13 protein-coding genes are annotated in these 16170 nt (G+C 64.1%); 7 read left to right on the forward strand and 6 right to left on the reverse strand.

Annotation, left to right across the window (positions count from 1 at the left end; all coding sequences use genetic code 11):
- Positions 1-3: 3 nt before the first annotated feature.
- The 5 genes from ABD283_RS05820 to ABD283_RS05840 all read right to left on the reverse strand — a co-directional run bounded on the left by ABD283_RS05820 (position 4) and on the right by ABD283_RS05840 (position 7193).
- Entirely contained in the window at positions 4-333 is a 330-nt protein-coding gene (locus ABD283_RS05820) for a hypothetical protein (RefSeq protein WP_344224044.1), read from the reverse strand.
- A gap of 122 nt (positions 334-455) precedes the next feature.
- Complete coding sequence (locus ABD283_RS05825; protein WP_425552805.1) at positions 456-2348, reverse strand: aconitate hydratase; 1893 nt, start codon at positions 2346-2348, stop codon at positions 456-458.
- A gap of 145 nt (positions 2349-2493) precedes the next feature.
- Positions 2494-3708 carry a baeRF2 domain-containing protein gene (locus tag ABD283_RS05830; protein ID WP_344224045.1) on the reverse strand — a complete coding sequence of 405 codons (1215 nt, stop codon included), beginning with the start codon at positions 3706-3708 and terminating at the stop codon, positions 2494-2496.
- A gap of 87 nt (positions 3709-3795) precedes the next feature.
- A complete protein-coding gene (locus tag ABD283_RS05835; protein ID WP_344224046.1) occupies positions 3796-5796 on the reverse strand; it encodes a vWA domain-containing protein in 2001 nt (666 codons plus the stop codon).
- 8 nt (positions 5797-5804) lie between these two features.
- Complete coding sequence (locus ABD283_RS05840) at positions 5805-7193, reverse strand: sigma 54-interacting transcriptional regulator (RefSeq protein WP_344224047.1); 1389 nt, start codon at positions 7191-7193, stop codon at positions 5805-5807.
- Between the two features lie 123 nt (positions 7194-7316).
- Between ABD283_RS05840 and ABD283_RS05845 the strand changes: the two genes are divergently transcribed.
- The 7 genes from ABD283_RS05845 to nrfD all read left to right on the forward strand — a co-directional run bounded on the left by ABD283_RS05845 (position 7317) and on the right by nrfD (position 15138).
- Entirely contained in the window at positions 7317-7949 is a 633-nt protein-coding gene (locus tag ABD283_RS05845) for a histidine phosphatase family protein (protein ID WP_344224049.1), read from the forward strand.
- 9 nt (positions 7950-7958) lie between these two features.
- Positions 7959-8663 carry an SCO1664 family protein gene (locus ABD283_RS05850; RefSeq protein ID WP_344224050.1) on the forward strand — a complete coding sequence of 235 codons (705 nt, stop codon included), beginning with the start codon at positions 7959-7961 and terminating at the stop codon, positions 8661-8663.
- A 90-nt stretch (positions 8664-8753) separates the two neighbouring features.
- Complete coding sequence (locus tag ABD283_RS05855) at positions 8754-9185, forward strand: VOC family protein (protein WP_344224051.1); 432 nt, start codon at positions 8754-8756, stop codon at positions 9183-9185.
- Between the two features lie 63 nt (positions 9186-9248).
- Positions 9249-9482: a hypothetical protein gene (locus tag ABD283_RS05860; protein WP_344224052.1), complete on the forward strand. Its 234-nt coding sequence runs from the start codon at positions 9249-9251 to the stop codon at positions 9480-9482.
- A gap of 9 nt (positions 9483-9491) precedes the next feature.
- Positions 9492-12917, forward strand: a complete 3426-nt coding sequence (gene fdh, locus ABD283_RS05865; RefSeq protein WP_344224053.1) for a formate dehydrogenase — start codon at positions 9492-9494, stop codon at positions 12915-12917.
- A 5-nt stretch (positions 12918-12922) separates the two neighbouring features.
- Positions 12923-14041 (forward strand): 4Fe-4S dicluster domain-containing protein, encoded by a 1119-nt coding sequence (locus ABD283_RS05870; RefSeq protein WP_344224054.1) that lies wholly within the window; start codon positions 12923-12925, stop codon positions 14039-14041.
- The gene (gene nrfD / locus ABD283_RS05875) at positions 14038-15138 is read left to right on the forward strand and encodes an NrfD/PsrC family molybdoenzyme membrane anchor subunit (RefSeq protein WP_344224055.1); all 1101 of its coding nucleotides are present in this window, start codon (positions 14038-14040) and stop codon (positions 15136-15138) included. Before ABD283_RS05870 ends, nrfD begins: the two co-directional genes overlap by 4 nt.
- Here the strand turns inward: nrfD and selD are convergent, their stop codons facing one another.
- Complete coding sequence (selD, locus tag ABD283_RS05880; protein WP_344224056.1) at positions 15139-16155, reverse strand: selenide, water dikinase SelD; 1017 nt, start codon at positions 16153-16155, stop codon at positions 15139-15141.
- Between the last annotated feature and the right edge of the window lie 15 nt (positions 16156-16170).

A 16170-nucleotide genomic window follows, 5' to 3' on the forward strand; every position in this document is an offset into this window, starting at 1 on the left:
GGATTACCTCCAGGCCAGCACGAGGCCGGCCACGTAGCAGGGGGCCGCTGACAAAGCGTCTCGGGTGTGCCGTTGGAGCGGGTGCGCTCCGTGATGCTGCAGCATGAACAGCGGAAGGACAGCGGGGGCCAGCGCGAAGGCCGCGGGGGATCGTCGAGCGGTACACGCCACGAACGCCGCGCAGGTCGTGGATGCGGTCAGGACGTATAAACCGTGGTGGACCCAGCGGAAGTCTGACGTATCGATCCACCCGGCAGCCACCGAGGCACCCAGGGCGCAATTGGCCGTGAACGCTCCAGCGGACATGGTCATGAGGGCGCGAGGCAGATGCATGGCCTTCCACCTCCTGGTCATTCGCGGGTTGACCTCATGGTGCCACAGTCATGGTAAGGAGGCTTGCCAACCACGCCCGGCCCTCTGCCCTCACGGAATGTTGCCGCCACGGATTCCTCTACTCACTGAGATTGCTGCGCGGTGAGTGGAATACGACCACCCGCCAGCACCATGTCCACTTGCCGGTCGGACAGCCTGTGGTTGAGCTTCACCTCACGGTCACCGATGGTGGCGGTGAGGGTGCGTCCGGCCCGCAGTGCTTCATGCAGGTCATCGACGAGCATCTGGTCGTCCTGCGAGATCTCGTCGTAGTCGGACGGATCGTCAAACTCCAGCGGGAGAATCCCGAAGTTCGCCAGATTCTGCCAGTGAATTCGGGCGAATGACTTGGCGATGACGGCCTGCAACCCCAGATAGCGCGGAGCAATCACGGCGTGTTCGCGGGAGGATCCCTGTCCGTAGTTGTCTCCACCCACCACTACGTGACCGTCCTTCGCCTGATGTGCTCGTTCAGGGTAGGTCTTGTCGATCCTCGTGAAGGAGAACTCCGCGATCTTGGGGATATTGCTGCGATAGGGCAGTACCTGGGAGCCTGCCCGCATGATCTCGTCCGTGGAAACATCGTCCCCCATGACCAGTAGCACTGGCGCTGACAGCTGGTCCGGGATCGGTTCGAAATCCGGAAGCGCAGAAATATTCGGGCCCTTCACCAGCTCTACCTTGTTGGCTTTCTCCGGTTCCAACGGGGGCAACAGCATGTCATTGATCACGCTGTAGGTCTCGGGCATCTCCGGGCGCGGGTAGGAGATTCCGTGACTGTCCTCCAGGGTCCGAGGGTCGGTGATTTTTCCGGTCAGTGCGGCCGCAGAGGCCGTTTCCGGGGAGCACAGCCAGACAGAGTCCTCCTCGGTGCCCGAACGGCCCGGGAAGTTCCGCGGCATGGTGCGCAACGAATTGCGACCGCTCGCCGGTGCCTGGCCCATGCCAATGCAGCCCAAGCATCCGGACTGGTGGATCCGCGCCCCGGATCCCACCAGGCTGGTCAACCACCCGCCGGAAATCAGGTCGGCCAGGACCTCGCGGGAGGTCGGGTTGATGTCCACGGACACTCCCTGGTGGGCCTGCTGCCCGTCGAGAATCTCCGCCACCACGGCGAAATCACGTAGGCCGGGGTTAGCGGAGGAGCCGATCACGACCTGGGCCACATCCTCGTCCGTCACCTCGGCAACCGGGATCACGTTGCCCGGGGATGTAGGTTTGGCGATCAGTGGTTCGAGTTCAGAGAGGTTGATGTGTTCGGTGACGTCGTATTCGGCGCCGTTGTCGGCAACGATCTCCGTGTAGTCCTCACCGCGGCCGACCGCTTCCAGATACTGTCGGACTGCGTCATCGGCGGGGAAGATGCTGGTGGTTGCGCCGAGCTCGGCACCCATGTTCGCGATCACATGTCGATCCATAGCGGTCAGGTGCGCCAGGCCCTCGCCGTGATATTCGATGATCCGCCCGGCGCCGCCCTTGACTCCGTGACGCCGCAGCATTTCCAGAACCACGTCCTTGGCGGACACCCAATCGGGCAGCTGCCCGGTCAGCTCCACGCCCCAGATCTCGGGCATCGCCACGTAGAGCGGCTGGCCCGCCATGGCCATAGCGACCTCCAGACCCCCGACGCCGATCGCCAGCATTCCCAGCGCACCGGCGGCACACGTGTGGGAATCGGAGCCGATCATGATCACGCCGGGGCGGCCGAAGTGGGCCTGGTGGACCGGGTGGGACACTCCGTTGCCGGCCTTGGAGAACCACAATCCGAACCGCTGAGCCGCGGACTCGAGGAACAGATGATCGTCCGGATTCTTCTCGTCCGTCTGGAGCAAATTGTGGTCCACGTACTGAACCGACAACTCCGTGTGCACCCGGTCAAGTTCCATGGCTTCCAGCTCAAGCATCACCATGGTGCCGGTGGCGTCCTGGGTCAGAGTCTGATCGACCCGCAATCCCACTTCGGAACCGGGTTCCATGCTGCCTTCGACGAGGTGATCGGCAATCAGCTTCTGCGCGACATTGCGTGCTACTGCTCAGCCCTCCTGGTCCAACGGCCCGCCGTTGGCCCGGTGGGCCTCGTCCGACCAGTCTAGTCAGCAACCTTAGGGTTCAACAGGTTGCTCACTGCCGGATGGATTCTTCTTCTTGACCCCGTGGGGACTCTTGGCTGTCCGGATCCACCGCGGTTTCGCGGCCGTGGTCCCCGGACATGCTCGACAGGCTGTTCGAGGGTGTGGCCTCGTCCCGCCAGCGCAGCAACGCTCCCACACCATCCGGAAGGTCCACGTACTCGGAACCCAGTGTCGAGATCCCGGCATCCGTTGCGAGCGCCTGTCGGGCGAGTTCCTCCGCATTTTCCGGTTCGGCACCAATGGTCAGGATGAGCTCGGATACCTGACCGCGCTGCAGTGCCTCGGCGACTTCGGTCGAGCCGGCCACGGACTCACCGCCGCGGTTCTGGTTCTCGGTGAACAGATCCGCGAGCGACTGCTGACGATTCTTGATGAACTCCTCGGTCACACGGGCCATTTCCTCCCGGAACGAGGCGCGGTCCAAGCTGACACCGCGCGTGCCACCCGGGACTTCCTTCAGGATCGCCAAGGCCTCCTTGCTCAGCTCGTCCTTGAGGAGTGACTCTGCTCGAACGTCGCCGGTGAGGAGCAGCATGTCCAGCTGACGGTCACGCACGATGGAATCGACCTTGGACGCGACCGCCTCCGCGTTGCGCTCCCAGGAATCTTCGACCCGGGCTTCCTGATTGCTCGAGCGCCAGCCGTGCTGGGAGCCACCGCCCACACTGGCCTTGTGCAGTTCGTCGTGGCCGCCATCCACCGAGGCGTCTTCACCCAGGCCATTGTCATTCTTGGTGATAGTGGGGTTTTCGGGAGCACGCAGGTGCAGATCAGCGCCTGATCGGTCCACTTCCACGAGCAATTGACGCACCCCGGTCGGGATCACCTGCAACAGGGGGACCAGCACGGGTTCGTCACCCCAATGGGCCGAATCCTGGCGCGGGGGAGCGGGCAGCACCCTGTCGACCAGAATTGCCGAACCGGTGGCAAGGATTGCGCGTCCATGACGGCCACCGATCGGTGAAGGTTCCAACAAGGTTTCCTCGATCTCCTCGAGAATCTCGTCCGGAGCGCCGTCGTCCGCGAGTTTGGAACGGAAATTTCCCCACCGGGTGGACAGGCCCGAGGCGGAACTGGGATCGGTTCGAGTGGAGTCGATGTAGATCGACAGGAACGGTCCGTCGTTCTCGAGCACGGGAGTGAGCCAAGACAGGTTCACGGTGACCTCCTGGTGTTTAGTCGGGCGACCGGGCGCCACAGTCATGGCGCCGTGGTTCAGATCACTTTTCCATGCAAATGAAGGAGTGACAAGGGATGAGGCGGGTCCCCGGCCGTGGAATGTGCCGAACGCTCAGTCCCAGTCCACGTCCCACACGGGATCCGAGTAGCGGTTTCGCAGGAACTCGCCCACCACGGCCGCGCCCAGGTCCTCGGGATCCGGGGCGACCATTCGACCCCCGGCCCGTTGGGCCATCGCTTGGACGAACCGGACCAATCCCGGGTCGTCTCCCAACCGGAAGAACGTGACTTCCGCGCCTTGGCGGGTGACCTTATCCAGTTCGGACACCGTGTTGACCAGCGTTTCGCGGTCCGGTGGATAGGAAAACCACGCTTTCCCGTGCGTCATCAGGTGAGCGGTTGGCTCGCCATCGGTCACCACGAGCAGTACCGGCTGCATATTGGGGTGCTGCCGGAAGAACCGGCCCGCCAGCAACAGGCCGTGATGCAGGTTGGTTCCCTGTTCGTGCCACGCGGGCAGGGACGTCAGCTCACCGATGCCCATGCGCTGGGCGTATCGTCCGAACGTGATGAGCTCGAGCCGGTCACCCCTGAACCGGGTAGAGAGTAAGTGGTGAAGCGCCAGCGCGGTGCGCTTCATGGGCACCCAGCGGCCGTTCAGCGCCATGGAGAACGAGGTGTCCACGAGTAACACGACAGCGGCCTGGGTGCGGGCCTCGGTCTCACGCACTTCGATGTCCTCCACATCGATCCGCAGTTCCTTCATCGGGTCCTGGCCGGCGGCGGCTGTGCGCCCGATCGCGTTGGTCACGGTGCGCGTGACATCCCACGGTTCCATGTCCCCGAACTCCCACGCTCGGCTGGACCCGGTCTGCTCACCGGCCGCTCCGGCCAAGCGAGTATCCCTGCGGCCCTGTCGTCCGGAAATACGCCCGGCGGCGTCGCGCAGCAGGGACTGCCCCAGCTTGCGCATGGCGCGCGGGGACAATTTCAAGTCCCCGTCCGTGCCGCGACGCAGGTAGCCGCTGTTCTGCATGGCCTTTTCCAGCTCAGCCAGCGTGCGGGCCGAGACCGCGGCATCGTCGCCCAATTGCCGGGTCAGCGCCTCGATGTCCAGGTCGGACAGCGTGGATCCCGAATAGGACTGGGAGAGCTGCTCGGCCAGCGAATCCAGGTCCGCGAGGTCTTGGAGCACTCCGGTGCCGTCACCCAGGCCGAGGCCCTGATCGCCGTCGAACTGCTCGGAACCGGTCCAATCCTCACCCGGTCGTAACGCTTGGAGGGAGGAGTCCAGCCTGTCGAGCTGGGACATCAGCTCGGGCGAGCCGAAGGCCTGTGCGGACAGCGCCATCAGTTCGTCGCGTTGCTCCTGCGTCATGGACCGCATCATGCGCTGGGCGGCAGCAGAACGCTGGGCGAGCGCATCGATGAGTTCGTCCACATCCTGCGGGTTCTCGGGGAACTGATCCCCGTGTTTGGCCATGAACTCGTCGAAGTCTTCCGGGGTGTCTTCACCGCGGGCGTGCTTGTCCAGCAGGTCGTTGAGGTCACCCAGCATCTCGGCCACGGCCTGCCGGTCCTCGTCGGTCGCGTTCTCCAACGCTTGCTTCATGCCGGCAAACCGCTGGTCGAGCAGCTCGCGCCCCAACAGGTCCTTGATCTGCTCGTAGTGCTGCCGGGCGGTATCGGACTGCCAGTCGTAGTCGGCGAGTTCCGTGACGGCAGCCGCGGGGGAGGAGGGCAGGCTGTCCAATTGCATTTCGCGGAACTGCCGGTCCATGGGATCCATGCGAGCGTCGCGCAGGAACTGGTTGCGTTCCTCGCGCAAGGCCTTCTCCAGCAGCTCCTTGACCTCCTGGATCGTGCCGTCCAGGCGGTGCTTGCTCAACAGATCACGACGCCGCTGTTGCACCTTGCGTGCCAGATCGTCCAGTCCGCGCTGGTTGCGTCCGCCCCGGCGCAGGAACTCACGCATGGCCTGTTCCGGGGAGTAGCCGGACATGACGTCTTCCGCGACGGCGTCGAGGGCCTCGGCGAGGTCGACGGGTGGTGCCAGGGGATCGGGGCCCCCGGAGTAGCGGCCGTACCGGGAGGACCTGTGGCGGTTACGCATGATGGCCTCTATCCGTAGACGGTTTCCCCGTCACCGGTTTCTTTGGAGAGCTGACGAATCAGGAATAACCCTTCCAATGCCAACTCGATGGCGGTGGCTCGGTGACCGGGGGTGTCCCCGCCCACTTTCTGGGCGATCTGGTCATACAACTCGTTGTCCTCGAGACCGGGCAGAGCGTCAAGGAATTCCTGGGCGGTGACCTGTTCACCGGTGGTGATGGTTCGTTGACCGTCGAAAGCCTCCACGAGCGGGCCGAAATCCAACCCCCGGAAGTGGGCCCGTACGGCGTCGGCGGTCGCGGTGCGCAACAGGTGCTCCAGAATCTCGTCCTCGCGACCTTCCTCACCGGACTCGAATTCGATCTTGCCGCCCAGCACGTCGACGGCGCTGTCCACGTCCACGAGGCGGGCCACCGCATCTTCGCCCGGGCGCACCGTAGCGCGATGTCGGGCAGCGGCCGCAATGGTCTCCGCACCGGCAATGGCGAATCGTGCGGAGACGCCGGAGGCTTGATTGACGGCGTTTGATTCGCGCAGCGCCCGCGTGAAACGGGCGAGAATTTCCAGGATCACGTCCGGCACCTCGGCCGTCAGCTGCGCCTCCTGGCGAATGACCGCGATCTCGTCGGTCAATTCCAGCGGGTAATGGGTGCGGATTTCGGCGCCGAAGCGGTCCTTGAGCGGAGTGATGATCCGGCCGCGGTTGGTGTAGTCCTCCGGGTTCGCGGAGGCAACCACGAGTACGTCCAGGGGCAGGCGCAGCACGTAACCGCGGATCTGGATATCCCGCTCTTCCATGACGTTGAGCAGTGCCACCTGGATGCGTTCTGCCAGGTCTGGAAGCTCATTGAGGGCCACGATGCCTCGGTTGGCGCGCGGTACCAGGCCGAAGTGGATGGTCTCCGGATCGCCCAGACGGCGACCCTCGGCCACGCGCATGGGGTCAACGTCACCGATGAGGTCGGCCACGGAGGTGTCCGGGGTGGACAGCTTCTCGACGTAGCGGTCGGTTCGGTGCCGCCAAGCAATCGGCAAGGCGTCACCTTCGATGGCGGCACGGCTGACCGAATCCGCGGTGATGGGGTCGTAGGGGTGCTCATTGAGTTCGGAACCCTCGATCACGGGGCTCCACTCGTCCAGCAGTCCGGACAGCGTGCGCAGCAGACGGGTCTTGCCCTGGCCTCGCTCACCCAACAGCACGATGTCGTGCCCGGCAATCAGGGCACGCTCCAGCTGGGGGATGACGGTGCGGTCGAAACCGTGCAAACCCGGCCACGGATTTTCCCCGGCTGCCAGAGCGGCGAGCAGGTTGTCGCGGATTTCTTCGCGCAGTGTCTTCTGGACGTGACCTGCTGCGCGCAGGTCACCCACGGTGCGGATCTCAGGCTGAACGCTCACGCACGCCACGCTACGCGCGGGGGCCAGCGGCGTCGACCCCTCCCACATGTTGATGACGTCGTATGACGGGCGGCGAGCAGGTAGGCCGTGACGAGGGAGAATCCGCCGCCTACGCTGGTGCGTGTGAGCCCAGAAACCACCACGTTGCTGCTCGTTCGGCACGGTCAGACACCCACCACCGGGCAGCTCTTGCCTGGGCGAGCGCCGGGACTGCACCTGTCCGAGGCCGGCAGAGAACAGGCTGCGCGCGTGGCGCAGCGGCTCACCGAACTCCCAGTCACGGCGCTCTACTCGTCTCCGCTGGAACGCACGCGAGAGACTGCGCAGGCCACGGCGGACGCCACCGGGCTGTCGGTCATCGAAGACCAGGGTCTGCTGGAACTGGACGTTGGGGAGTGGACCGGCCAGAAACTGGCAGATTTGGCCCGCAAGGCCGAATGGCAGACCATTCAGCATGAACCCGCAAGCTTCACATTTCCCGGTGGTGAGAGCTTCCAGCACATGCTGGACCGCATGATCGACGCGCTCGCCCGAATCCGAACCGCTCACCCCGGCGGCACCGTGGTCTGCTTCTCTCACGCGGACCCCATCCGCGCTGTGGTGGCGCACGAGATGGGCACTCCGCTGAACAAGTTCCAGCGGCTCAGTGTGGGGCCGTGTTCGGTGTCAGCGGTGGCATATCCCCAAGGGCACGATCCCGTGGTGCTGACCGTTAACTCAACCCAGGATTCGCTGGCCGCATTGACGGCGCACTGAGGAGGCACCGTGGACGATCAGCGCACGAGTGAACTTCTTGAACTGGGGGAGATCGAGGTCCTCGGGCAGCTCGTGGAGAGCAGTAACGAGACGTTCCTGGTCGAGCTGACTCACGGGGACAATCAGGGCTGGGCCATTTACAAACCAGAGCTGGGGGAGCGGCCGTTGTACGACTTCGAACCGGGGCTCTACCGGCGCGAGCGCGCGGCGTATCTACTGAGTGAGTCACTGGGCTGGGGGATCGTGCCGCTGACCATCATTCGGGAGGACGGCCCCTTTGGCATCGGGTCCCTGCAGCGGTTCATCGAAACGGACCTGGAGCAGCACTACTTCACCCTGTACGCGGATTGTCCGGACACGCACGAGGATCTCAAACGCATGGCGGTCTTCGACGTGGTCGCCAACAACACCGACCGTAAAGCCGGCCACGTGCTGCGGGGCCTGGACGGGCGGATCTGGGGAATCGATCACGGACTGTGTTTTGCCGAGCCCTTCAAACTGCGCACGGTCATCTGGGACTTTGCCCGAGAACCGATTGCTGAGGCGTTGTTGGAGGACATTGCGCCCCTTGAACACGAGGTCCCGGCCGAAGTGGCGGACCTGCTCACCACCGCAGAGGCTCAGGCTCTCCGGGAACGCGTGAGAGTCCTGGGGCTCTTGGGTCGGCTACCGGCGGACCCCACCGGGATGAGATTTCCCTGGCCGTTGATCTGACCGGGGTCTGGTCCCAGGGGCGGGGGAGGCCTATTCTGGCGAGCACGCGACACACGACTGCCGTGACGTTTTCGAACTCAGGAGCACCGCATGAGCACCACCCTCGCTACTTATATCGCTCTGCCCGGTAACGCGGCCGAGGCCTTTGAGCATTGGCACGAAGTCTTCGGTGGAGACCTTGACCTGGTGCGCTACGGAGACATGCAGCTGGAGGGCATGCCCTTCGAGCCGAACCCTCAACACGTGGCCCACGCGGTCCTGACCACCCCCGGCGGCCAGGTTGCCGGCGGCGATGCGATGGAAGACGGAAACGACTACCCGCTGCGCGGCACCGCTTACTCGTTGCTCTACTCCGTGGAGACTCCCGACGACGCTCGCGACCTGATCCAGAAGCTCACCAACGGTGGTGGTTCGGTGGGCATGCCTTTCGAGAAGGCACCGTGGGGCGAGTGGTACGGCACGGTGTTCGACCGTTTCGGCGTGATGTGGTCCTTCTCGGCACCGGCTGACGACCAACAGTAAGTACTATGATCGTTCTACGGGCTGGTCGACGTGACCGAGCTCGGGGCGAGAAAGGAATCCATGATGTCTGAACCCATCCCTGATCCCAACCCCATCGACAACCCGGACGCTCCCGGGGAGCCCCTGCGCGAGGACGAGTTCATCGGCACCACCGGTGACGAGGATTCCGCGTGGGAAGAGGACGACGCCCAGTGGGGCGCCGATGAGGACCCGCTCAAGGACGTGGACGAGCTGCAGGTAGAGAACCGGATCGACACGGCGGATCAAGAGCTGCCGACCGATCCTGACCTGGACTAGCCTGGCTTCATGTCGCGATTCAGCCCACTGGAGTGGCCGGTCTTCCGGCAATTCCGCACTGCAGACACCACTGGCCGTAGTTCGGCCGTGGTGTCTCAGCACACCCGTGACATCACCTCGCGCACCGAAACGGCGGATCGGGTGGTGCAAAGCGTGTGCCCGTACTGTGCCGTGGGCTGTGGGCAGAAGGTCTACGTCAAGGACGAGAAGGTCATCCAGATCGAGGGTGATCCCGATTCGCCGATTTCCCGCGGCCGTTTGTGCCCCAAGGGCTCCGCGAGCGAGCAGCTCGTCAACTCGCCCGGCCGACAGACCCGTGTGCTGTATCGCGCACCCAAAGCCAAGGAGTGGCAGCGGTTAGACCGCGAGACTGCGCTCGACATGATCGCGGACCGGTTCATCGAATCCCGACGTCGCACATGGCAGGACACGGATGACGAGGGTCGACCCCTGCGGCGCACCATGGGCATTGCCTCATTGGGCGGCGCCACCCTGGACAACGAAGAGAACTATCTGATCAAGAAGCTCTTCACCGCAGCAGGGGCCGTACAGATCGAGAACCAAGCTCGTATTTGACACTCCTCCACGGTTCCCAGTTTGGGAACCTCATTTGGCCGCGGTGGCGCTACTCAGTCACTGCAGGACATGGCGAACGCCGATTGCATCATCATCCAGGGATCCAATATGGCCGAGTGCCATCCCGTGGGATTCCAGTGGGTGACGGAAGCTAAAGCGCGTGGCGCAAAAGTCATTCACGTTGACCCTCGGTTTACGCGTACCTCCGCTATTGCGGATAAACACGTACCGATCAGAGCTGGCTCGGACATCGTGTTGCTGGGCGCGCTCATCAACTATGTGCTGAGCAACGAGCTGTGGTTCGACGAGTACGTCCGTGCCTACACGAACGCCCCGAACTTGGTGAGCGAGGACTTCCTGGACACCGAGGACCTGGACGGTCTCTTCTCCGGGTATGACACCGAAACCGGTGCCTACGACCTTGATTCTTGGGCCTATCAAACCACCGAACCTGACGGGGACGAGTCCGAGGGCGCATCCACCAACTCCACCGACGAGCGTGATCCGAGTGCCGAGGGCGAAGACAGCGCGGTCGAAGAACATGAAGAAGGATCCGACGAAAGCCAACGTGCCGGCGGCGATGAGTTCGGTAGCGGCGGTGCACCGGTGGGACCTGGCTCCCCGATTCGGGACGAGACTCTGCAGGACCCACGGACGGTTTTCCACATCCTCAAACGCCACTACAGCCGCTACACCCCGGAGATGGTGCGCGAGACGTGCGGTATCTCCGAGGACGACTTCGAGTACCTGGCTCGGTCAGTCACAGAGAATTCGGGCCGGGACCGCACCACGTGCTTCGCGTACGCGGTGGGCTGGACCCAGCACACCTTGGGCGCACAGTTCATCCGCACCGCATCGATCCTCCAGCTGCTGTTGGGCAATGTGGGCCGTCCCGGCGGAGGCATCATGGCGCTGCGCGGGCACGCAAGTATCCAGGGATCCACTGACATCCCCACCCTGTTCAACTTGCTGCCCGGTTACCTTCCGATGCCAACGGTGGAATCGGAGTCATTCGAGGAATACCTCAAGACCATTGCCGCCAAGGAACAGAAGGGTTTCTGGGCTTACGCGGACGCCTACGCCGTGAACCTGCTGAAGGCATGGTGGGGAGATGCCGCCACGGAAGAAAACAACTGGGCCTACGACTACATCCCTCGTCTGAACGGGCCCCATGGCACCTATCAGACGCTCATGGGCATGCTCGCCGACGAGGTGGAAGGCTACTTCCTGCTGGGCCAGAACCCGGCCGTCGGCTCCGCGCACGGCAAAATGCAACGAATGGGCATGTCCCACCTGAAGTGGTTGGTGGTCAGGGATCTGAACATGATCGAATCCGCCACCTGGTGGAAGGACGGGCCGGAAATCGAGTCCGGGGAATTGCGTGCGGAGGACATCGACACCGAGGTGTTCTTCATGCCTGCGGCCACGCACGTGGAGAAGTCTGGAACATTCACGCAGACCCAGCGCCTGTTGCAATGGCGTCACCAGGCGGTGAGCCCGCCGGGTGAGTGCCAGAGTGAACTGGAGTTCTTTTTCGAGCTGGGTCATCGCATCAGGCAGCGGGTAGCGAATTCCACCGACCACAGGGACCGTCCGTTGCAAGACCTCACCTGGGACTACCCCCTCAACGAGGACGGCGAACCGGATCCTGAGGCCGTGCTGGCCGAGATCAACGGCAAGTTCCTCGAAGGCCCGGACGCGGGCACACCGCTGTCGTCATACACCCAGATGAAGGCAGACGGAACGACATCTGGCGGTTGCTGGATCTACACCGGTGTCTACGCGGACGGTGTCAATCAGGCCGCCAACCGCAAACCGGGTGAAGAACAGGACGAGATCGCGTCCGAGTGGGGTTGGGCATGGCCCGCCAACCGGAGGATCCTCTACAACCGCGCCTCCGCAGACCCGGACGGCCAACCGTGGAGTGAGCGCAAGAAACTGGTGTGGTGGGACGCGGACCGACACCAGTGGACAGGCAAGGACAATCCCGATTTCCCGCTGGACCGTGAACCGGGCAGTCGACCAGTGGAGGGCCAACGCGGAGCGGATGCCCTGGCCGGTGACGACCCGTTCATCATGCAGGCGGACGGTAAGGGATGGTTATTCGCTCCTAAGGGCATGGTGGACGGGCCCATGCCCACCCACTACGAGCCCCAGGAATCACCGGTGGACAACCCTCTCTACGCGCAGCAGCAGAACCCCACGCGCATGATCTTTGCACGCGAGGACAATCTGTCCGCCCCGAGTGCGGGCAATCCTGGCTCCGGTGTGTACCCGTATGTGTTCACCACCTACCGATTGACGGAGCAGCACACCGCCGGTGGCATGAGCCGCTGGCTGCCATACCTGGCGGAGTTGCAGCCGGAGATGTTCTGCGAAATCTCCCCGGAGCTTGCGCAGGAGAAAGGTCTTGAACCTTACGGATGGGCCACCATCGTCTCGCCACGTTCGGCCATCGAGGTCAAGGTGCTGGTCACCGAACGCATGACCCCGTTGACCGTGGGTGGCAATACCGTGCATCAGATTGGGTTGCCTTATCACTGGGGTGTCGGTTCCGATGCCGTGGTGACGGGTGATTCCGCCAACGACCTGTTGGGCATTGCCTTGGACCCCAACGTGCACATTCAAGGGTCCAAGGTAGGCTCTTGCGACATCCGTCCCGGACGGCGTCCTCGCGGTCCCGCACTCACGGAGTTAGTACACGAGTACCAGCAACGCGCCGGGCTCACGCCGGAGACCAGCAATACTCGCGTTACCGACCCGGAACGCGAAATCCGGGGAGACCATGCGAAGGGCCAGTCCTCGGACCAGGACAGTGACCACACCGACAACTCGCTCTCCCAAGGCGAGGAGGACTGATCATCATGACTGACCGACCCCTTGCCGGGAACCCGACGCACGACGCCCACTACGATCATCCGCACTCCCGAAAAGGGTTCTTCACGGACACCTCCATTTGCATCGGTTGCAAGGCATGCGAGGTCGCGTGCAAGGAGTGGAACCGTAATCCGGCGGATTCGAACTACGAATTACTGGAATCCTCGTACGACAACACCGGGGGTCTGGGCGCCAACACGTGGCGGCACGTGGCGTTCATCGAACAAGATGACCGGCAGATCGAGAAAGCACGGGAATCCGGGCGCTCACTGGTGGGACTGGGCATGCCGCGCGTGGGTCCTCCGGAGGGGACGACGTCGCGGGGCACGGTCCCAGTCACCCAGGCTTCGTCGGGCGGTTGCAGTTCCGGAGGCTGTGGCTGTGGTGACGCGGGGGGAGCGGACGGGACAACACCCGATTCCTCCGGCGCGAGTGCTTCCAGCGGTTCCTCTGTCCACCCGGACACCCCAGACTTCCGTTGGCTCATGTCCTCCGACGTGTGCAAACACTGCACCAACGCCGGATGCTTGGACGTGTGCCCCACGGGTGCACTGTTCCGCACCGAATACGGCACTGTGGTGGTCCAGGACGACATTTGCAACGGGTGTGGCACGTGCGTAGCCGGGTGCCCGTTCGGCGTGATTGAACGTCGCAGCGACGGCGTGTTCGAACCAAAGAACCAGCGGAATTCACCTCCCATGCCGGACTCCGTCAAGGTGCCGGAACACGGCGTCGCTCAGAAATGCACGCTGTGTTACGACCGGATGAAGAACGACGAGACCCCGGCGTGCGCTCAAGCCTGCCCGACCACGTCCATTAAGTACGGCGATCGGGATTCCATGGTGGCCACGGCCCGGGAGCGTGTGACCCAGCTGCGCGATCAGGGGCAGACCGAGGCCCGCCTCTACGGTGCCAACCCCAAGGACGGCGTGGGCGGCACCGGTTCAGTGTTCTTACTGTTCGATGAACCCGAAACCTACGGCCTGCCGCCTGACCCGCGGGTCCCCACTGCGGATCTTCCGGACATGTTCAAGCGTGCCGGGATGGCCGTCGCCGGAATGCTGGCCGTGGGTGCGGTCGCTTTTGCATCGGGAGGTCGCCGATGAGCGTCTCCGAATTCGACAGCTACCGCCCACCCGAGGAGCCGCGCCGGAAGCGGAAGGGCAAGGGGCGCCGTCGTGCACCCGGATCAGCGTTCCGCCGCGGAGGCGACGGCTCGCGCGAAATGCCCATGGTGCCCGAGCCGGACTTCACGTCTTACTACGGGCGACCCATCGTCAAGGCGCCGCCGTGGGAGAAGGAAATTGGCGCGTACCTGTTCCTCGGTGGTCTTGCGGGTGGCTCGTCCATCCTGGCCTTTGGTGGTGAGCTCACCGACCGGCCGATGCTGCGACGCAACATGCGATTGTCCGCCATCACCGCCGCGGGTCTGGGAACGGTGGCGCTGGTGGCCGACCTGGGCCGCCCAGAGCGGTTTCTGCACATGATGCGCACCATCAAACCCACCTCACCCATGAGCTTGGGTTCGTGGTTGCTGGCGTATTACGCCACGCACGCGGGTGTCGCCGCGGCCGGCGAGGTGGATCGCATGACCCACGCCAAACTCCCTCTGGGACCCCTGCGTTCCATCCTGCGTTTCGTTGATCGCCCCGCCGCGGCGGGTGCCGCAGTATTGGGCGCGCCACTGGCCGCCTACACCGCCGTGTTGCTCGGAGACACCGCGGTTCCCACGTGGAATGCCATGCACAAGGATCTTCCGTTCGTATTCGTGAGCTCGGCTTCCCTGGCCGCCGGCGGCCTCGCCATGCTGACCACGCCGACTCGCGAGACGGCACCCGCCCGAACCTTCGCGCTCGCGGGCGTGGCTGGTGAGGTCGTCTCCATGCACCTCATGAAGCAGCGCATGGACCCCGTGGCCGCTGAACCACTTGAACAGGGACGTCCCGGAACGTGGCTCACATGGAGCGAGCGGCTTGCCATTGCGGGTGCCACCGGCACGATCCTCGGCGGACGACGTCGCTGGGTCGCCGCTCTCTCGGGCGCGGCCCTGGTGGCGTCCTCCGCACTTACTCGGTTCGGTGTGTTCCAGGCGGGCAAGGATTCCGTGAAGGACCCCAAGTACACAGTGGAACCACAGCGAAACCGGTTGGCCAAGCGCCGCGCCGAGGGCATCACGGACGACTCGATCACCACGGCCGGCTGATCAGCGGACGCGGACCAGCTCACTGTCGTCAGCGGGGAGGGCCACGGTCTCGCCGATCACCGGGTGACCGGGCAGCTCGCCGATCACGAGCAGTCCGCCCGAGGTCTGGGCATCCGCAAGGAACAGCAAATCGTCATCGGAGATGCGGGAATCAGCGGTCAGGTGCGGTCGCACCCAGTCGAGATTGCGACGGGTGCCGCCGGAAACGAATCCGTCCCGCAGCGCCTCTGCCGCACCGGAGACCATGGGAACTGCACTGCGATCGATGACCGCGCCTACTCCGGAAGCACGGGCCATCTTGTAGAGGTGGCCGAGTAACCCGAAGCCGGTGACATCTGTGGCGGCCTTCAGCCCCGCAGCAACTGCCGCTTGGGAAGCATCCCGGTTGAGCTGGGTCATGGTGGCGATGGCTTCATCGAAGACCTCGCCGGTCTGCTTGTGACGGTTGTTGAGCAACCCCACGCCCAGCGGTTTAGTGAGTGTGATGGGCAACCCCGCCTCCGCGGTGTCGTTGCGCAGCAGCTTGGTGGGGTCGGCAGTGCCGGTCACGGCCATACCGTATTTGGGTTCGGGGTCATCGATCGAATGACCGCCGATGACCGGGCACCCTGCCTCGGAGGCGATGTCCAGTCCGCCCTGCAACACCTCGGACATCAGTTCCATAGGAAGCACGTCGCGGGGCCAGCCCACCAAATTGATGGCGACGACCGGATGACCACCCATGGCATAGACATCGGAGAGGGCGTTGGCCGCGGCAATCCGACCCCAGTCGTAGGCGTTGTCGACCACGGGGGTGAAGAAATCTGCCGTGGACAGCACGGCGAGGTCATCGCGAACCAGGACCGCAGCGGCGTCGTCGCCGTCGTCCAGGCCCACCAGAACGTTGGGCGCGGTTTGGCCGGTCAGGCCGCGAACGGCCTCCTCGAGTTCTCCCGGCGGGATCTTGCAGGCGCAACCGCCGCCGTGAGCGTACCCGGTGAGTCGAAGGTCAGGGGCCGAGGACTGAACTGAAGCCATGTCCCCAGTGTAGGA

This window comes from Kocuria atrinae (genome assembly GCF_039531425.1).
In the GTDB taxonomy this organism is placed as follows: Bacteria; Actinomycetota; Actinomycetes; order Actinomycetales; family Micrococcaceae; genus Kocuria; species Kocuria atrinae.

Coding starts and splice junctions, on each gene's coding strand:
- selD (WP_344224056.1), bottom strand. CDS start 16,155: ATGGCTTCAGTTCAGTCCTCGGCCCCTGACCTTCGACTCACCGGGTAC.
- ABD283_RS05855 (WP_344224051.1), top strand. CDS start 8,754: ATGAGCACCACCCTCGCTACTTATATCGCTCTGCCCGGTAACGCGGCC.
- ABD283_RS05870 (WP_344224054.1), top strand. CDS start 12,923: ATGACTGACCGACCCCTTGCCGGGAACCCGACGCACGACGCCCACTAC.
- ABD283_RS05860 (WP_344224052.1), top strand. CDS start 9,249: ATGTCTGAACCCATCCCTGATCCCAACCCCATCGACAACCCGGACGCT.
- ABD283_RS05830 (WP_344224045.1), bottom strand. CDS start 3,708: ATGACTGTGGCGCCCGGTCGCCCGACTAAACACCAGGAGGTCACCGTG.
- ABD283_RS05825 (WP_425552805.1), bottom strand. CDS start 2,348: ATGGAACCCGGTTCCGAAGTGGGATTGCGGGTCGATCAGACTCTGACC.
- nrfD (WP_344224055.1), top strand. CDS start 14,038: ATGAGCGTCTCCGAATTCGACAGCTACCGCCCACCCGAGGAGCCGCGC.
- ABD283_RS05835 (WP_344224046.1), bottom strand. CDS start 5,796: ATGCGTAACCGCCACAGGTCCTCCCGGTACGGCCGCTACTCCGGGGGC.
- ABD283_RS05820 (WP_344224044.1), bottom strand. CDS start 333: ATGCATCTGCCTCGCGCCCTCATGACCATGTCCGCTGGAGCGTTCACG.